Below are 16,722 nucleotides of genomic sequence, written 5' to 3'. Positions count from 1 at the left end.
CCTGAAAGACTGTTTCCTGTCCGTGTTCCAGTTTGCGTCCCGTTCCCACGCCCGTACCGGCCTGTTCTGCCTGCTGGCGGCCTTGTCCGCCCCATCCGTGTGGCCAGCCCCGGCTATGGCTGCGACCCCCGTAAGGCACAAGGCCGCCCTTGTGGTCGCGAGTACGGAGTCGCAGATGGCACAGGCACAGAATGCGGCCTTCCTCCAGCCTTTTGCGCGGGCTTCCCATCAGCCTGTGGTGCGGCAGGCATGGAACGGCACCCTGACGGAACTGGACGGGCATGGCCTGCATGCGGGGCGCACGGGTACATGGTCACTGGTTTTTGCCGAAGACAGCACCATCCGCGCCGCCTGCGTGCGTGGACTTGTCATTCACCTGGCCGGTAGTACTACCAACCCCGACGGGTGTGGCGTACCGGGCATGACGACGCAGGTGGTGGTGGCATGGGACCAGACACGGCGCAGACTGGCGCCACGCTGGGCCGATTTCTGGGACATCGTGCGCTTTCCCGGCAAGCGTGGCCTGCGGCGCGACCCGCGTACCACGCTGGAAATCGCGCTCATGGCCGATGGCGTGGCGCCGGGCGATGTCTATAGCCAGCTTGCCACCCCGCAGGGTGTCGATCGCGCCTTTCGCAAGTTGAGCCAGCTTCGCCCTTATATAACGTGGTGGTCCACCCCGGCGGATGCCACCAGCATCCTTGAACACGGGCAGGTGCTGATGAGCAGCGCACCCGGTGATGCGGTGCGCAGCATTGCCGCGCGCCGGAGGGATACGATCGGCATCAATACGGACATGGCGCTGTCCTATGGCCTGTCATGGGGCGTGGTGGCTGGGCAGTCGGCTTTCCGGCTGGGGCAGGCGCGCAACCTGCTGCACTTTATTATCCAGCCTGACCAGCAGGCCGCGTTCCTTGCACGCTATCCCGCCGCAACACTGGCTACGTCCCCGCATGCGCCTGTGGCGCTGCCGATGGATGTACAGTTCTGGCAGACGCATTACCCGGATCTGTCCCAGCGTTTTGAGACATGGTTGCGGGATGCGGGCTGATGCTGCCTGATCTCGCCATCCGTCCGGCCGGGCTGCTGGGTCTGAATGGGGTCTGTATCGCGTTGGGCCTGCTGGTGGCGTGCGGGCTGGTGCTGGCGGTGCATGTGGTGCTGTACCGGGCATGGCCGGCATGGTGCGTGCTACTGCGCGGGCTGCTGCTTTGCCTTTTGCTGCCGGGGCTGGTGCTGGCGGTATGGTGGCCACACCTTGCGCATGGGGCCGGAATGGCCAGATGTATCGTGCAGGGGCTGTGTCTTGCCCCTGCCGCGATGTGGCCGCTGCTGCGGGTGCTGGACCGGATTCCGCCGGGTCTGTCGCGTACGGCCAGCGGGCTGGGTGCGGATGCGAAAATGCGTTTCCGGCTGCTCTGGCTGCCGTTGCTGGGGGCGCCGGTGATGGGAGTGATGGTGTTTTCCCTCGGCATGATCGTGCTATGCGCCATGGCGGCAGTGGCCGGGCATTGAAGATTTTATGGATTTGACACGGCAGGACTACGACCATGACAGATGACACCCCGCCATTCTGGGAAACGACGCCGCTTGAGCAGATGTCTTCCGCGCAGTGGGAATCGCTGTGCGATGGATGCGGCCGGTGCTGCCTGCACAAGCTGCGCGAGGACGAAACGGACGAAGTCCTGTTTACCGATGTCGCCTGTCGCCTGCTGGATACCACGTCATGCCTGTGTACCGATTATGAACACCGTCAACGTCGGGTGCAGGACTGTATCAGCCTGACGCCTGAAATGCTGGCGGATATCGACTGGCTGCCACCGACCTGCGGATATGTGCTGGTGCGCGACGGGGAACCGCTGCCGTGGTGGCACCCGCTGGTTTCGGGCACCCGTGATACGGTGCATGAGGCAGGCGTGTCCGTAAGTGGCCGGGTGATAAGCGAACGCAAGGCGGGCATGCTGGAGGACCACGTGGTAGACTGGCCGGGCGAAGCCCCACGGGACGCATTCAGCCGCACGCGACCGTCCCGGCGCTGATAAAGAATAATAAAAGTTTTTGGGTGCCGCCTTTTTTTAATGGCGGTGACTTTTCGAAGCTTTTTAAAAAAGCTTCGCCAGAAACTTCTTCATGGATTGAGCAGGACGTTTCATGGGCGGGCTTCTGAAACAGTCTTTAATGGCAGGGATACGGTGACAATCGGGACGGAGGTTGTGCCCATTGCGTCCGGACAGGTCACGGTATGCTGGCGGGCATCGCGTCAGGCGCGGCGTATTTCCATGCGGATCGATCCCCGTAGCGGACATGTCGTCATTACCCTGCCGCGCGGGGCGCGCAAGGCGGACGGGCTGGCGCTGCTGCGCGCGCATTCCGCATGGGTGGCGGCCGGACTGTCACGGCTGCCGCCGCCTGTTGATCTGCGCCATGGCGGGCATGTCGTGCTGGATGGGCAGCGTCATGAAATCCGTCACTGTCCTGATGCGCGGCGTGGCGTCTGGCTTGAAGATGGGCTGCTGCATGTCAGCGGGGCGGAGGAATTCGTCTCCCGTCGTGTTGGCGTCTATCTGCGCGAACAGGCGCAGTCCCGCCTGCCCGTCCGCCTGCGTGCGCAGGCCGAAGCCTGTGGCCTGAAACCAACGCAGGTCAGGCTGCGCGATACGAAAAGCCGGTGGGGCAGCTGTTCATCCGATGGGTCGATCATGCTGTGCTGGCGGCTGGTCATGGCCCCGCTGGAGGTGCAGCATTACATCATTGCCCATGAACTCGCGCATCTGCGGCACATGAATCATGGACCGGATTTCTGGTTGCTGGTGGACCGGCTGACCCCGCACAGGCGTCAGGCCGAAAAATGGCTGCACGACCATGGCGCCAGTCTGCACCGGATCGCTCCGGCCTGAGCATGTCTGATAAAAGAATAATAAAAGTTTTTGGGAGCCGCCTTTTAAAAAAGCTTCACCAAAAACTTTCATTACTTTCGCATAGATATCTTATGCGGTGAACTGTTCGGTTATGATCCGTTCCGACAGGCTCTGCCCCGGATCGAACAGCACGGTAGTCTGCAATTCCCGTGCTTCGCTGATTTCAACGGAAATGACATCGCGCACTTCGGTAAAGTCTGCTACGGCGGCCACCGGGCGCTTGTCGGTTTCCAGGATGTCGAAACGCACCTGTGCGGTGGAGGGCAGCAGCGCACCGCGCCACCGGCGCGGGCGAAACGCACTGATGGGCGTAAGCGGCAGCAGGTTGGCCGATAGCGGCACGATCGGCCCGTGTGCGGACAGGTTATAGGCGGTCGATCCCGCTGGTGTTGAAATCAGCACCCCGTCACATATCAGTTCAGGCAGGCGCACGCGTCCATCCACCCCGATACGGATTTTCGCTGCCTGTCGGGTCTGGCGGAACAGGAATACATCATTCAGCGCAAGGGCATGGATGCATTTGCCCTCGACCGTCGTGGCCTTCATGCGCAGCGGGTGCAGGATGGCGGCCTGCGCCGTGGCAAGGCGGGCGGGCAGGTCATCGGGCACGGCGGGATTCATAAGGAATCCCACCGTCCCGCAGTTGATGCCATAGACCGGCAGGTTTCGCCCCAGCGTCGTATGCAGCATTTCCAGCATGAAGCCGTCACCGCCAAGACAGACCAGCGCGTCCGCCTCATCGGGGGCGCATTGCCCGTAATCCTGTGTCAGCCGTTCCAGCCATTGCTGCGCGCTTTCGTTAGGTGCGGCGGCAAAGCTCAGCTTCGTGGGAAGGTACCCATTGGTCCAGCCGGGGTACGACATGTCATTCATGGGGTGTGGATGGACAGGCGGTGATGCGCCATGACCGGCATGCGTTCACGGATGCTGTCGGTCACCGTGCGCTCAAGGCGCGCCGTGCTCCAGCCCGGTCCGTCCGAGACCTGGGCCACGATGGTACCCCACGGATCGATAATCATGGAATGGCCGTATGTGCGACGCTTCTGGCCGTTTTCATCCGTATGGGTGCCAGTGGTGCCGCAGGCGACCATCCAGCACTGTGTCTCGATCGCGCGGGCACGCAGCAGCGTTTCCCAATGCGCCAGTCCCGTTTCCACCGTAAAGGCGGCAGGCACCAGCAGCACGTTTGCCCCCCGCGCCCGCAGCGCATGGAACAGCGCGGGGAAGCGGATGTCGTAGCAGATGGCCAGTCCGGCCGTGAGGTCAGCGGAAAGCGGCGCGGTCACGATGTCCGACCCGGGTTCGTACGTATCACTTTCGCGGTAGCCTTCACCACCGGGGGTTGTGACGTCAAACAGGTGGATTTTGCGATAGCGCGCGCGTTCACGTCCCTTTGCATCAAACAGCAGCGCGGTATTGAACAGTCTGTCGCCATGCCGTTCCCCGATGGACCCGCCATGGATGATCACGCCATGTTCGCGCGCAATGCCGGACAGGAACCGGTACAGCGGCCCTGCCTCCTCCGTGCCATCAGGGGTGGGCAGGGTCTCGGCTGCCGCGAATTTCATGTCCCGTGTTCCGCCAAGGCAGCTCCACATTTCAGGCAGCATGACCAGGTCAGGTTTGTCCGCGCTGATGGCGGCGGTAATCAGTGCGCGGGCATGTTCGATATTTTCAGGCGCGGATGCGCCGGGCGCCATCTGGATGACAGTGGTGCGCATCAGGATACGTACTCCGTGGGCATTGGCCCCAGACCATAGGACAGGCAGGCCCGCACCCGCAACCGGTATGGCCTGATCGTGCGCCCTGTTAAAAGCCATGGCGGCGCGATAGGATGCAGCCGTACTTCATATTGAAAAATCAATGGCGCATTCCTCATCTTCCCGAACAGTCATCTTCGCCGCCCTTGGCGGTAACCTGCTGGTGGCGGCGACCAAATTCGCAGCCGCTTTCATGACCGGCAGCGCCTCCATGCTGAGCGAGGCCATCCATTCCCTGATCGATACCGGCAACCAGGGACTGCTGCTGGTTGGCATGCGACGCGCGACGCGGCCCGCCACGGCCATGCATCCGTTCGGTTTCGGACTGGAACTGTATTTCTGGACCTTCGTGGTGGCGCTGCTGATTTTCGGGCTGGGGGCCGGTGTGTCCCTGTATGAAGGGATCATCCACATCATCCATCCACAGCCCGTGGCGCATGTGCTGGTCAATTATGTCGTGCTGCTGGCCAGTATCGTGTTCGAAGGGTCGGTCTGGCTTATGGCGCTGCGGGCCTTCCGCAAGGAAGGCAAGGGCCGCCGTGGCTGGGTCGAGGCCGTGCAGATGAGCAAGGATCCCACCGTGTTTACCGTCCTGTTCGAGGATACGGCAGCACTCAGCGGCCTTGGCGTGGCCCTTCTGGGCAATGTTCTTGCCGAATGGCTGGACATGCCGGTACTTGACGGGGTGGCCTCCATCATCATCGCCTGCATTCTTGCGGTGACGGCGACCTTCCTTGCGCGGGAATCCCAGTCCCTGCTGACTGGCGAAGGTGTGGCGCCCGAGGTGCTGGCGGCATTACGCCGCATGGCGCTGGCGGCCAGCGGGGTGGAACGGCTGAACGAAATCCGTTCCCTGCATTTCGGTCCGCGGGACGTGCTGGTGGTCATAAGCCTCGATTTCCGCAACGACATGACGGCGGGGCAGGTGGAAATCGTGGTCAGCGCGCTGGAGCACCAGATCAAGCAGGCCTACCCTGAAGTAACCCGTGTCTTTATCGAGGCGCAGGACAGCCGCACCCAGCCCCCGGGCACGGCCGCCAGTGGGAATGTCCCTACGCCGTGACAAATTCCTCTGCCCGGTAACCCTGTGCAAACAGCAGGGTACGCAGGGTGGTGTGATTGACCTGGCTGGTGATTTCCCGCCGCACGGCAGGCTTGGCATGAAAGGCGATGCCGGCGCCGGCCACACGCAGCATGGCAAGGTCGTTCGCCCCATCGCCTGTTGCCATGGCATCATTCATATCCAGTCCACCTGCCGCCACCAGACGGCGCAGGTGCGCAAGCTTTGCATCCGGCCCGAGGATGGGTTGCCCTACCGTGCCCGTCAGGTGGCCGTCTGCATCCAGCAGGGTATTGGCGTGGTTTTCGTCAAAGCCGCACAGGGCCGCCACCCGGCTGGTAAAGAACGTGAACCCGCCCGACACCAGTGCCGTGCGCGCGCCGTTTGCCCGCATGGTGCGCACCAGTTCCACCGCGCCGGTATTGAGCTTCACGTTCTGCCATGCCCGTTTCAGCAGGCTGACAGGCAGGCCGCGCAGCAGGGCGACGCGTTCGCGCAGCGCGGATTCGAATTCGATTTCCCCATTCATGGACCGCCTGGTGATGTCAGCGATCTTTTCCCCGATCCCGGCATGGGCCGCGATGTCATCCAGCGTTTCGCAACTGACAATGGTGCTGTCCATGTCGGCCACCAGCAGGTGCTTGCGGCGGTTGGCGTGTGGCGTTACCAGCACGTCCATCGCGCGCCCGGCAAATACCTCCCGCACGGCCCCGATATCCGGCTGTTCCCATGTCGCGGGGGCGTTGCACGCGATTTCGACCGCTTCCCCTGCCGACAGGGTGACGGGAACATCGCCGCGCACCAGATCACGCGCGGTCTGGATGTCGACGGGCGTGAGGGATGTGGCGCCACGGTTGGCCACCAGTACAAGGATATGGGAAAAAGAAGAGGAATCAGCCATGGGGTCCGGGTATATGACAGGTGAGAGACAATGACACGCCCCCCTGCCGGGCAGGCGCGCGTGGCGGTGATCGTGGCGGGTCCGACCTGTTCGGGCAAGTCTGCACTTGCGCTGATGCTTGCACGACAGGTGAACGGTACCATCATCAATACCGATTCTATGCAGGTATACCGTGACCTGCGTATTCTGACAGCCCGCCCCGATGCCGCCGATGAAGCCTGCGTGCCCCATGCGCTGTATGGCATGCTGTCCGCAGCGGAAACGGGCAGTGTGGCATGGTGGCGCACGCAGGCCATCGCTGCCGCCCAGAATGCATGGGATGCGGGCCGTGTGCCGGTTTTCTGTGGCGGCACGGGTATGTATTTCCGCGCGTTGACCGATGGGCTGGCGGATATCCCCCAGCCGCCGGACGCGATCCGTAAGCAGGCACGCGACATGGTCGATCGCCTTGGGCCTGCGGCGGTGCATGACATGTTACGTCATCGAGACCCCGAAACCGCCGCGACCCTGCGCCCGACCGATGGCCAGCGCATCGCGCGGGCATGGGAAGTGCGTGAGGCCACCGGCCATGGGCTGGCATGGTGGCAGCGTGAAGCCGTGCTGCCCCCGCTGCCCGCGCGTTTTGTCGCCATACGCCTGCACCCCCCACGCGATGTGCTGCGTGCAGCCATCGCCGACAGGTTCCATGCAATGCTCGATCTTGGCGCGATGGATGAGGTCGCCCGCCTGCTGGCGCAGGACCTGCCGTCTGGCCTGCCTGCCATGCGCGCCCATGGTGTGCCGGAACTGGCCGCCGTGCTGCGGGGTGAAATGGATGTGGACACCGCCGTGCAGCAGGCCATCCGCCTGACCGGGCAATACACAAAACGACAGGCGACATGGTTTGCCCATCATGCACTGGCGGCGGAGGTGGACACATTTTTATATGAAAAACGGTTTGAAAAATGCGAAGTCGCGCAACAAATGGAAAGATGGGGCAATAAAATCATTTCTTTTGTTATTAACCGCATTGACGCGGGGCAAGGGTTTCCGTAAACCCGGCCCCGGGATTTCGCCTCCGACGGCTGGCCGGATTGTTCCGGCGGCTTTGGGCGAAGGAGCAGGAACATGAACGCAGCATCGCACCAGACAGACCGGAAGCCTCAGACCGCTGGCACGGATACGGCCGTGCTTAGCGGTGCGGAAGTACTTCTGCGCGTATTGGTCGAGCAGGGGGTCGAAGTCATTTTCGGCTATCCCGGCGGCGCGGTCCTGCCGATCTATGATGCCATTTTCCGCCAGAACGCGATTCGCCATGTGCTGGTTCGCCATGAACAGGCGGCCGTGCACGCAGCCGAGGCCTATGCCCGCTCCACCGGCAAGGTGGGTGTGGTGCTGGTCACCAGCGGTCCCGGGGCGACCAACACCGTGACCGGCCTGCTGGACGCCATGCTGGATTCGATCCCGGTGGTGTGTTTTTCCGGTCAGGTGGGCGTGCCGCTGATCGGCACCGATGCATTCCAGGAAGCGGACACCACCGGCATTACCCGTCCGGCCACCAAGTACAACTACCTTGTCCGCCGTCCCGAGGACGTGGCCCCGTGCGTGCACGAAGCCTTCCATATCGCGCGCAGCGGCCGTCCCGGTCCGGTGCTGGTTGACCTGCCCAAGAACATCATGGTCGGTCCCGCGCCCTACAGTGACGCGCCGCGCGTGCCCCATCCGTCCTATCACCCGCAGACTGAGCCGGGGCGCGACGTGATCGCGCGTGCCGTGGCCGCCATGAAGGGCGCGCGCCGCCCGCTGTTCTATACCGGTGGCGGCGTCATCAATGCCGGGCCGGAGGCCTCCACGGCGCTGCGCAGGCTGGTGGAAAAGACGGGGTTCCCCTGCACGTCCACGCTCATGGGGCTGGGGGCGATGTCTGCGGGTGACCGCCGCTTTCTTGGCATGCTGGGCATGCACGGCACGTACGAAGCCAACATGGCCACCCATGACTGTGACGTGCTGATCGCGCTCGGCTCGCGCTTTGATGACCGGGTGACCGGGCGGCTGGACGCGTTCTCCCCCGGTTCGTTCAAGATCCATGCGGATATCGACCCCAGCCAGATCAACAAGATCGTGCAGGTGGATGTCGGCATAGTGGGGGATGCGCGGCGCGTGATCGAGATGATGCTGGAGGAGTGGGACTGCACCCCCGCCAACACCCGCCAGCCGATCGATGTTGCGCAGTGGTGGCACCAGATCAATGAATGGCGCAAGATCGACAGCCTCGGCTTTTCACAGGATATGGCGCCCGGTGCGATCATCCGCCCGCAATACGCCATCCGTCGTCTGCACGAACTGGCGACCGCCACGGCGCGCGATACCTATGTCTCGACCGAGGTGGGGCAGCACCAGATGTGGGCGGCCCAGCATTTCGGTTTTGACAAACCCAACCGCTGGCTGACCTCGGGCGGGCTGGGCACCATGGGTTATGGTCTGCCGGCTGCCGTTGGCGCACAGATTGCGCATCCCGACGCGCTGGTGATCGACATTGCGGGCGAGGCGTCGACGCTCATGAACATTCAGGAACTGTCCACCATCGCGCAGTACCGCCTGCCGGTTAAGGTGTTCATCCTGAACAACCAGTACATGGGCATGGTGCGGCAGTGGCAGGAACTGCTGCATGAATCGCGCTATTCCGAAAGCTACAGCGCGGCCCTGCCGGACTTCGTGAAGCTTGCGGAAAGCTTCCACGGACGCGGCCTGCGGGCGACGTGCGTAGGTGAACTGGATGGCGTGATTGCCGAAATGCTGGCCCATCCGGGTCCGGTGGTGGCCGATATCTGTGTTGCGCAGGATGAAAACTGCTATCCCATGATCCCGTCGGGGGCTGCGCATAACCAGATGCTGCTCGGTCCTGATCAGGATGACGAGATCAGCGCCGAAGGCCGTATGCTGGTCTGATCGCCCGCCCGGCTTCCCGCCGGGCGCCCCTGTCCTTTCCTGCCGGCATGCAGCCTGCATGCCGGCGTCTTCAGCAGTCAGGAAACACCATCATGACCACGCAGCAGGAGAGCCCGGTCTCCGCGGTCATTTCCATTCAGGTCGAAAACGAAAGTGGCGCGCTGGCGCGTGTCATCGGCCTGTTTTCCGGTCGTGGATACAATATCGAAAGCCTGACCGTGGCCCCGGTTGATGAAACCGGCCGCCAGTCGCGCATCAATATCGTCACCACCGCGACCCCGCGCGTGCTGGAACAGATCCGCGCACAGGTGGACCGTCTGGTGCCGGTGTACCGGGTGTCGGTCATGACGGCGACGGACCCCCACGTCGCGCGTGAAATGGCGCTGGTCAAGGTGATTGCCAGTGGCGAACGCCGTGCTGACGCCCTGCGCATCGCGCAGGCCTTCCGCGCCCATCCTGTTGATGCCTCGGCCACCTCGTTCATCTTCGAACTGACGGGTGCGACCGACAAGCTCGATGCCTTTATCGACCTTATGCGTCCCCTTGGCCTGGCCGAGGTGTCGCGCACGGGTGTCGCCGCCATCGCCCGCGGCGCGGCAATCCTGTAAGGGTCACGTTTTTACCTGATCGATTCGTTTTTAATCCCCAAGGAGTAAGACCATGCGCGTCTATTATGATCGCGATGCCGATGTGAACCTGATCAAGAGCAAGAAGGTCGCCATCATCGGTTACGGCAGCCAGGGCCATGCCCATGCCAACAACCTCAAGGACTCCGGCGTGACCGACATCGTTGTCGGCCTGCGTCCCGAATCCACTGCCGTCGCCAAGGCCGAAGCCGCTGGCTTCAAGGTGATGACCCCTGCCGACGCCGCCAAGTGGGCCGACGTGGTGATGGTGCTGACCCCCGACGAAGGTCAGGGCGCGCTGTACAAGGAATCGCTGGAAAAGAACCTGAAGCAGGGTGCCGCCCTTGCTTTCGCCCATGGTCTGGCGATCCATTTCCGCATCATCGAAGCCCGTCCCGACCTGGACGTGTTCCTGATTGCGCCCAAGGGGCCGGGTCACACCGTGCGTTCCGAATACCAGAAGGGTGGCGGCGTGCCGTCGCTGGTGGCCGTGGCGCAGAACGCTTCGGGCAATGCGCTGGAAATCGCACTGTCCTACGCATCCGCCAATGGCGGTGGCCGCGCGGGCATCATCGAGACGACCTTCAAGGAAGAAGTCGAAACCGATCTGTTTGGTGAGCAGGCCGTACTGTGCGGTGGTCTGGTCGAACTGATCCGTGCCGGTTTCGAGACGCTGGTCGAAGCGGGCTACGCGCCGGAAATGGCGTATTTCGAATGCCTCCACGAAATGAAGCTGATCGTGGACCTGATCTACGAAGGCGGCATTGCGAACATGAACTACTCCATCTCCAACACGGCGGAGTATGGTGAATACGTGTCCGGCCCGCGTGTGATCACGCCGGAAACCAAGGTCGAGATGAAGAAGATCCTGACCGACATTCAGGATGGCACCTTCGTGCGCAACTTCATCCTGGAAAACCAGTCCGGCAACATCGGCTTCAAGGCCACCCGTGCCCGCAACAATGAACACCAGATCGAGAAGGTGGGCGAGAAGCTGCGCGCCATGATGTCCTGGATCGGCAAGAACAAGCTGGTCGACAAGGCCCGCAACTGATTATTGCACGACCGGGATCGGGGGTGGCGTGCCACCCCTTTTTCCATGCGCCAGCCGGGACAGCCCGGCTGGCGTTTTTTTTATGTCGGCTTTCCGTCCGTTGTCCGCATTTGCCGTGACACGGACCGGGGCGTGGTGCCACCATGCGCGCCGGATATGAATAGCAGGAGCACCGTACCGTGACGGATTACGTGATTCCCCCTTACACCCTTCCCATTGTGCCAGTGGAGGGGCGTACGGGTGTCTTTCCTGTCCGGCGGATATGGTGCGTGGGGCAGAATTATGCAGCCCATGCACGCGAAATGGGTAGCAATCCCGAACGTTCCGAACCTTTCTTCTTTTCCAAGCCGGGTGATGCGGTGGTACCGGGTGGCGGCCTGCTGCCGTATCCCGTCAGCACGTCCGACCTGCATCATGAAGTGGAACTGGTGGCCGCGATCGGACGTGAGGGAGAGAACATTCCTGTGGAAAAGGCGCTGTCGTATATCTACGGCTACGCCGTGGGGCTGGACATGACCCGGCGCGACCTGCAGGCAGCCGCCAAGAAGGCGGGGCGGCCATGGTCACTGGCCAAGGGGTTTGATCAGTCCTGTCCCATTTCATCCATCATTCCCGTATCGGTCTGTGGCCACCCCGAAGGGGGCGCCATTACGCTGAGCGTGAATGGCGAAGCCCGACAGAAGGGCGATCTGGTGGAAATGATCTGGTCCGTGGCCGAAATTATCTCCAGCCTCAGCCGCTTTGTCGCCCTGGCTCCCGGCGACCTGATCATGACCGGTACGCCATCGGGCGTGGGGCCGGTCCGGCGCGGCGATGTGCTGCATGCCACCTGTGCCGGTGTGGGTGAACTGAACGTCACCTATACCGCCTGATATCTGCCCCTGTGCCGTAATCCCGTTGTTGGGAGACTGTTTGCAAATAGAGGGTTTCGAGGCGCCGCCTTTTTTCAGGAAGACGGCGTTCTCTGAAGCTTTTTGAAAAAAGCTCCACCAAAAACTTTTTACAGTTTTCACGATGTTTCACGGACAGTCTCCGGATCTCTTCACGCAGAAGGATTGAAAAGACATGCAATACCGTCAGCTTGGCCGTTCCGGCCTGCGGATTTCCGCCTTTACGCTGGGCACCATGACATTTGGCGGCAAGGGTGACTTTGCCAAGACGGGTGATACCGACCTTGCCGGTGCGCGTCGTCAGATCGACCTGTGCGTTGATGCCGGGGTCAACATGTTCGACACGGCCGACATCTATTCTACTGGCGTGTCGGAGGAAATTCTTGGCGCAGCGCTCAAGGGCCGCAGTGACGACATCATGGTGACCACAAAGGCCCGTTTTCGCATGGGTCAGGGGGCGAATGACGCAGGCCTGTCACGCTACCATCTGGTCAGCGCGTGCGAGGCCAGCCTGAAGCGGCTGGGACGTGACCATATCGATCTGTATTACCTGCATGAATGGGATGGCCAGACCCCGCTGGATGAAACGCTGGAGGCACTGGACACCCTGACCCGTGCGGGCAAGATCCGGTATGCGGGAGTTTCCAACTTCTCGGCGTGGCACATCATGAAGGCGCTGGCCACGGCGGAACGTAATCGCCTGATCGCGCCAGTGTCACAGCAGATCTATTATTCCTTGCAGGCACGGGACGCGGAATACGAACTCCTGCCCGTGGCGGTGGATCAGGGGATCGGCGTGCAGGTCTGGAGTCCCATGGCAGGCGGCCTGCTGTCGGGAAAATACCGGCGTGGCAAGCCCCAGCCACAGGGCACGCGCCAGATCGAGAACTGGGGCGAACCCCCCGTTTACGATATCGAGAAGCTGTATGATGTGGTGGAGGTGCTGGTCAGCATTGCCGAATCACGCGGCATCTCGGCGGCACAGGTGGCATTGGCATGGGTTGCGCAGCGTCCGGCAGTAACTTCCATCGTGATTGGCGCACGGACCGAGGCGCAGCTGATCGATAACCTCAAGGCCGCTGAACTGAGCCTGACGGCTGAGGAAGTCAGTCGCCTTGACGACGCCAGCGCGCCGCCGCTGCTCTATCCCTTCTGGCATCAGGCCAGCACCGCGTCAGACCGGCTTTCAGCTGCCGACCTGCTGTTGCTTGGCCCGACCGTCGCCAAAAAAGGCAAGTAAAACAGATGTCTTCTTTCCTGTTCTGACCGGGTAAGAAAAACCTGTCGGTTACAGGCCGCGTTGCCGCCGGGTGAATGGCCGTTACGTTGATAAGGCACGGCAATCTTGACATGGATCAAGGTTGCAGACCCGGTGGCAATGGTCAGCTATCCCCATGGAAATCCGGTCTGCCCGGTGCGCCATAACAGGAAACAGGGGAAGGAAATCCACACCCGATATCTTGTAATAACATCCAGTTGATCCCATCTGGAATCCAGCGCCTTGCCGTTGCCTGTTGAGGGACGGCGCAAAGGCACAATCTGTTATGTCGCCTGATTCAAAGGGACGAGGGAATAGATGAATATCGAGAAGTTTACAGAACGGTCGCGCGGCTTCCTGCAGGCAGCACAGACCATTGCCATGCGGGATTACAATCAGCAGTTGACGCCGGAGCACCTGCTCAAGGCCCTGCTGGATGATGATCAGGGGGCGGCGGCCGCCCTGATCCGCGCAGCCGGCGGGCAGGTTCCTGCTATTACGGCGGCGAATGAAGCGGCCCTTGCCAAGCTGCCGAAAGTACAAGGTAGCGGTGCGGGCCAGCCCAATGCGACGAGTGAACTGGTGCGCGTGCTGGATGCAGCCGAACAGGCAGCCCAGAAGGCGGGCGATGAATATGTGGCGCAGGACCGCCTGCTGGCTGCCATCGCCGCATCCGAGACACCGGCCGGTCAGGCCCTGCGTGCAGGGGGTGCCACGCCACAGGCGCTGGAAAAAGCCATTGCCACCATCCGCAAGGGACGCACCGTGGATAGCGAAAACGCAGAAGCCAATTTTGACGCGCTGAAGAAATACGCCCGCGACGTGACCGAGGTCGCACTGCAGGGGAAGCTGGACCCGGTGATCGGTCGTGATGAGGAAATCCGTCGCGCCATTCAGGTTCTTGCCCGCCGCAGCAAGAACAATCCCGTCCTGATTGGTGAGCCGGGTGTGGGCAAGACTGCCATTGTCGAAGGGCTGGCGCAGCGTATCGTCAACGGTGACGTGCCCGAGGCGCTGAAGAACAAGAAGCTGCTCTCGCTCGACATGGGTGCGCTGGTTGCTGGTGCGAAGTTCCGTGGTGAGTTCGAGGAACGCCTGAAGGCGGTCCTGAAGGAAATCGAGTCGGCTGAAGGCCAGATCATCCTGTTCATCGACGAAATGCATACCCTTGTGGGTGCCGGTCGCAGCGATGGCGCGATGGATGCCTCCAACCTCATCAAGCCCGAACTGGCCCGCGGCGTACTGCACTGCATTGGTGCGACGACGCTGGATGAATACCGCAAGTATATCGAAAAGGACGCGGCCCTCGCCCGGCGTTTCCAGCCGGTCTATGTGGGTGAGCCGACGGTGGCCGATACGATCTCCATCCTGCGCGGGATCAAGGAAAAATACGAACTCCATCACGGTATCCGTATTTCCGATGGCGCGCTGGTGGCGGCGGCGACCCTGTCCAACCGTTACATCACCGACCGCTTCCTGCCCGACAAGGCCATCGACCTTGTGGATGAGGCTGCCAGCCGCCTGCGCATGCAGATCGACAGCAAGCCAGAGGAACTTGATGAACTGGACCGCCGCCTGATCCAGCTCAAGATTGAACGCGAAGCCATCCGCAAGGAAGACGACGCGGCCAGCAAGGAACGTCTGGTCAAGTTGGAAGCCGAACTATCGGAACTGCAGGAAAAGTCCGATGCCCTGACTGCCGCCTGGCATGCTGAAAAAGACCGCGTCAATGCGGTGCAGAAGCTGCAGGAAGAAATGGATCAGGTCCGTTCGGACATCGAGATTGCCCAGCGCAAGGGTGATCTGGGGCGTGCGTCGGAACTGATGTACAGCCGCCTGCCGCAGTTGCAGGCCCAGATTGCCAGGGCGCAGGAAGAAGCTGACCAGATCAGCAAGGGCGATGGCATGGTCAGCGACACCGTGACCGATCAGGGCATTGCCGCTGTCGTGTCGCGCTGGACCGGTGTGCCGGTGGACCGGATGCTGGAAGGTGAGCGCGCCAAGCTGCTGCGCATGGAAGACGAACTGCGCAAGAGCGTGGTGGGTCAGGAACCGGCACTCAAGGCCGTGTCGAACGCGGTGCGCCGTGCCCGTGCCGGACTGCAGGACCCCAACCGTCCCATCGGTTCGTTCCTGTTCCTTGGCCCGACGGGTGTGGGCAAGACGGAACTGTGCAAGGCACTGGCCCGCTTCCTGTTTGATGACGAGAAGGCCCTGCTGCGTATCGACATGAGTGAGTTCATGGAGAAGCATGCAGTCTCCCGCCTGGTTGGCGCTCCTCCCGGTTATGTCGGCTATGAAGAAGGTGGCGTACTGACCGAAGCGGTTCGTCGCCGTCCCTATCAGGTCATCCTGTTTGATGAGGTCGAGAAGGCGCATGAAGATGTCTTCAACATCCTGCTACAGGTGCTTGATGATGGTCGCCTGACCGACGGGCAGGGTCGTACGGTTGATTTCCGCAACACCCTGATCGTGCTGACCAGTAACCTTGGCTCTGAAGTGCTGGCCCACCTGCCCGATGGAGAAGCGGTCGAAAGTGTGCGCCCAGAAGTCATGCAGGTGGTGCGCAACCACTTCCGGCCTGAGTTCCTCAACCGTCTGGATGAGATCATACTGTTCTCCCGTCTGCAGAAAGCAGACATGGGCAAGATCGTGGAAATCCAGATCGGGCGCCTGCGCAAGCTGCTGGACGCGCGCAACATCCAGCTGCGTCTGGACAAGGGTGGCGAGGAATGGCTGGCAAACGAAGGCTATGATCCCGTGTATGGTGCCCGTCCGCTCAAGCGCGTGATCCAGCGTGCGTTGCAGAACCCGCTGGCGGGCCTGCTGCTGGATGGGACCATCCATGATGGTGAGACTGTCACCGTTGATGCGAAGGATGACCACCTGACCATCAATGGGACCGAGGTGGATGCCGACTGATATCGGCACGCCATGCCGGATCTGAGGAAAGGAGGGGCTTGCCCCTCCTTTTTTCATATATTTTTCATTTTAGCGCATTTTTTTTGGTGCGTTTAGTGAACGTTTTTGATGTTTATTGGCTGATTTCTGTGTGTTTCATGTGTTTTTGGTGTGGCGTTGACAGGGGGGGCTAATATCCGTAAAAGCCCCTTCACCGGACGGCGATGCTGCTCCGGCGGGATCTTTGACAAGAGAATAGAGAGAGTATCTGGAAGGGATATGCTGGCGGCGCGATTGTTGCTCTTTAGGGGGTAATGATTGGCGGTCTGGACTGGGTGAGACTGGTCTAGGTAGCTTTGCGTATCTTTTTAGGAATATGCGTTGAGTGTTTTGAAGCTGTATGCGGGTTTATCCTGTTTTATGGTT

At 61.6% G+C, this 16,722-nt stretch carries 15 protein-coding genes; 12 read left to right on the top strand and 3 right to left on the bottom strand.

The window, feature by feature from the left end; translation table 11 throughout:
* The first annotated feature begins 22 nt into the window (after positions 1-22).
* The 4 genes from MSKU9_RS10580 to MSKU9_RS10565 all read left to right on the top strand — a co-directional run bounded on the left by MSKU9_RS10580 (position 23) and on the right by MSKU9_RS10565 (position 2,897).
* Complete coding sequence (locus MSKU9_RS10580) at positions 23-1,051, top strand: extracellular solute-binding protein (protein WP_141261424.1); 1,029 nt, start codon at positions 23-25, stop codon at positions 1,049-1,051.
* The gene (locus MSKU9_RS10575; protein WP_193557685.1) at positions 1,051-1,515 is read left to right on the top strand and encodes a hypothetical protein; all 465 of its coding nucleotides are present in this window, start codon (positions 1,051-1,053) and stop codon (positions 1,513-1,515) included. The genes MSKU9_RS10580 and MSKU9_RS10575 overlap by 1 nt, the downstream gene beginning before the upstream one ends.
* A gap of 35 nt (positions 1,516-1,550) precedes the next feature.
* Positions 1,551-2,039: a YcgN family cysteine cluster protein gene (locus tag MSKU9_RS10570; RefSeq protein ID WP_141261422.1), complete on the top strand. Its 489-nt coding sequence runs from the start codon at positions 1,551-1,553 to the stop codon at positions 2,037-2,039.
* A gap of 153 nt (positions 2,040-2,192) precedes the next feature.
* Positions 2,193-2,897 carry a M48 family metallopeptidase gene (locus MSKU9_RS10565; RefSeq protein ID WP_141261421.1) on the top strand — a complete coding sequence of 235 codons (705 nt, stop codon included), beginning with the start codon at positions 2,193-2,195 and terminating at the stop codon, positions 2,895-2,897.
* Between the two features lie 90 nt (positions 2,898-2,987).
* Here MSKU9_RS10565 and MSKU9_RS10560 read toward each other — a convergent pair whose 3' ends face one another.
* On the bottom strand, positions 2,988-3,791 hold the full coding sequence (locus tag MSKU9_RS10560) for an NAD kinase (protein ID WP_141261420.1): 804 nt from the start codon (positions 3,789-3,791) through the stop codon (positions 2,988-2,990).
* Positions 3,788-4,639: a carbon-nitrogen hydrolase family protein gene (locus MSKU9_RS10555; protein ID WP_141261419.1), complete on the bottom strand. Its 852-nt coding sequence runs from the start codon at positions 4,637-4,639 to the stop codon at positions 3,788-3,790. Before MSKU9_RS10555 ends, MSKU9_RS10560 begins: the two co-directional genes overlap by 4 nt.
* Before the next feature lie 142 nt (positions 4,640-4,781).
* Here MSKU9_RS10555 and MSKU9_RS10550 point away from each other — a divergent pair, with 142 nt between their 5' ends.
* Entirely contained in the window at positions 4,782-5,741 is a 960-nt protein-coding gene (locus MSKU9_RS10550; RefSeq protein ID WP_141261418.1) for a cation diffusion facilitator family transporter, read from the top strand.
* Here the strand turns inward: MSKU9_RS10550 and serB are convergent.
* A complete protein-coding gene (serB, locus tag MSKU9_RS10545) occupies positions 5,731-6,639 on the bottom strand; it encodes a phosphoserine phosphatase SerB (protein ID WP_141261417.1) in 909 nt (302 codons plus the stop codon). The two genes, MSKU9_RS10550 and serB, sit on opposite strands and share 11 nt — an antisense overlap.
* A gap of 30 nt (positions 6,640-6,669) precedes the next feature.
* Here serB and miaA point away from each other — a divergent pair, with 30 nt between their 5' ends.
* The 7 genes from miaA (at position 6,670) to clpB (ending at position 16,317) form a co-directional block, all read left to right on the top strand.
* Positions 6,670-7,674 (top strand): tRNA (adenosine(37)-N6)-dimethylallyltransferase MiaA, encoded by a 1,005-nt coding sequence (miaA, locus tag MSKU9_RS10540; RefSeq protein WP_141261416.1) that lies wholly within the window; start codon positions 6,670-6,672, stop codon positions 7,672-7,674.
* A gap of 72 nt (positions 7,675-7,746) precedes the next feature.
* The gene (ilvB, locus tag MSKU9_RS10535; protein ID WP_141261415.1) at positions 7,747-9,567 is read left to right on the top strand and encodes a biosynthetic-type acetolactate synthase large subunit; all 1,821 of its coding nucleotides are present in this window, start codon (positions 7,747-7,749) and stop codon (positions 9,565-9,567) included.
* Positions 9,568-9,659: 92 nt separating this feature from the next.
* Positions 9,660-10,175, top strand: a complete 516-nt coding sequence (ilvN, locus tag MSKU9_RS10530; RefSeq protein ID WP_141261414.1) for an acetolactate synthase small subunit — start codon at positions 9,660-9,662, stop codon at positions 10,173-10,175.
* Positions 10,176-10,227: 52 nt separating this feature from the next.
* Positions 10,228-11,247, top strand: coding sequence for a ketol-acid reductoisomerase (gene ilvC / locus MSKU9_RS10525; protein WP_141261413.1), 1,020 nt, complete (start codon positions 10,228-10,230; stop codon positions 11,245-11,247).
* 179 nt (positions 11,248-11,426) lie between these two features.
* On the top strand, positions 11,427-12,119 hold the full coding sequence (locus MSKU9_RS10520; RefSeq protein ID WP_141261412.1) for a fumarylacetoacetate hydrolase family protein: 693 nt from the start codon (positions 11,427-11,429) through the stop codon (positions 12,117-12,119).
* 193 nt (positions 12,120-12,312) lie between these two features.
* Positions 12,313-13,377: an aldo/keto reductase gene (locus tag MSKU9_RS10515; protein WP_141261411.1), complete on the top strand. Its 1,065-nt coding sequence runs from the start codon at positions 12,313-12,315 to the stop codon at positions 13,375-13,377.
* Positions 13,378-13,713: 336 nt separating this feature from the next.
* Positions 13,714-16,317 (top strand): ATP-dependent chaperone ClpB, encoded by a 2,604-nt coding sequence (gene clpB, locus MSKU9_RS10510; RefSeq protein WP_141261410.1) that lies wholly within the window; start codon positions 13,714-13,716, stop codon positions 16,315-16,317.
* Positions 16,318-16,722: the final 405 nt, after the last annotated feature.

The sequence above is a fragment of the Komagataeibacter diospyri genome (assembly GCF_006538165.1).
Lineage (GTDB): Bacteria > Pseudomonadota > Alphaproteobacteria > Acetobacterales > Acetobacteraceae > Komagataeibacter > Komagataeibacter diospyri.
The sequence above is the reverse complement of the archived record's forward strand: the minus strand, read 5'-3'. Positions and strand labels throughout refer to the sequence as shown.

What these genes read in the sequence shown, in the direction of transcription:
- MSKU9_RS10575 (WP_193557685.1), top strand. Translation starts at nt 1,051, where the DNA reads ATGCTGCCTGATCTCGCCATCCGTCCGGCCGGGCTGCTGGGTCTGAAT.
- MSKU9_RS10570 (WP_141261422.1), top strand. Translation starts at nt 1,551, where the DNA reads ATGACAGATGACACCCCGCCATTCTGGGAAACGACGCCGCTTGAGCAG.
- MSKU9_RS10560 (WP_141261420.1), bottom strand. Translation starts at nt 3,791, where the DNA reads ATGAATGACATGTCGTACCCCGGCTGGACCAATGGGTACCTTCCCACG.
- MSKU9_RS10555 (WP_141261419.1), bottom strand. Translation starts at nt 4,639, where the DNA reads ATGCGCACCACTGTCATCCAGATGGCGCCCGGCGCATCCGCGCCTGAA.
- MSKU9_RS10550 (WP_141261418.1), top strand. Translation starts at nt 4,782, where the DNA reads ATGGCGCATTCCTCATCTTCCCGAACAGTCATCTTCGCCGCCCTTGGC.
- serB (WP_141261417.1), bottom strand. Translation starts at nt 6,639, where the DNA reads ATGGCTGATTCCTCTTCTTTTTCCCATATCCTTGTACTGGTGGCCAAC.
- miaA (WP_141261416.1), top strand. Translation starts at nt 6,670, where the DNA reads ATGACACGCCCCCCTGCCGGGCAGGCGCGCGTGGCGGTGATCGTGGCG.
- ilvB (WP_141261415.1), top strand. Translation starts at nt 7,747, where the DNA reads ATGAACGCAGCATCGCACCAGACAGACCGGAAGCCTCAGACCGCTGGC.
- ilvN (WP_141261414.1), top strand. Translation starts at nt 9,660, where the DNA reads ATGACCACGCAGCAGGAGAGCCCGGTCTCCGCGGTCATTTCCATTCAG.
- ilvC (WP_141261413.1), top strand. Translation starts at nt 10,228, where the DNA reads ATGCGCGTCTATTATGATCGCGATGCCGATGTGAACCTGATCAAGAGC.
- MSKU9_RS10515 (WP_141261411.1), top strand. Translation starts at nt 12,313, where the DNA reads ATGCAATACCGTCAGCTTGGCCGTTCCGGCCTGCGGATTTCCGCCTTT.
- clpB (WP_141261410.1), top strand. Translation starts at nt 13,714, where the DNA reads ATGAATATCGAGAAGTTTACAGAACGGTCGCGCGGCTTCCTGCAGGCA.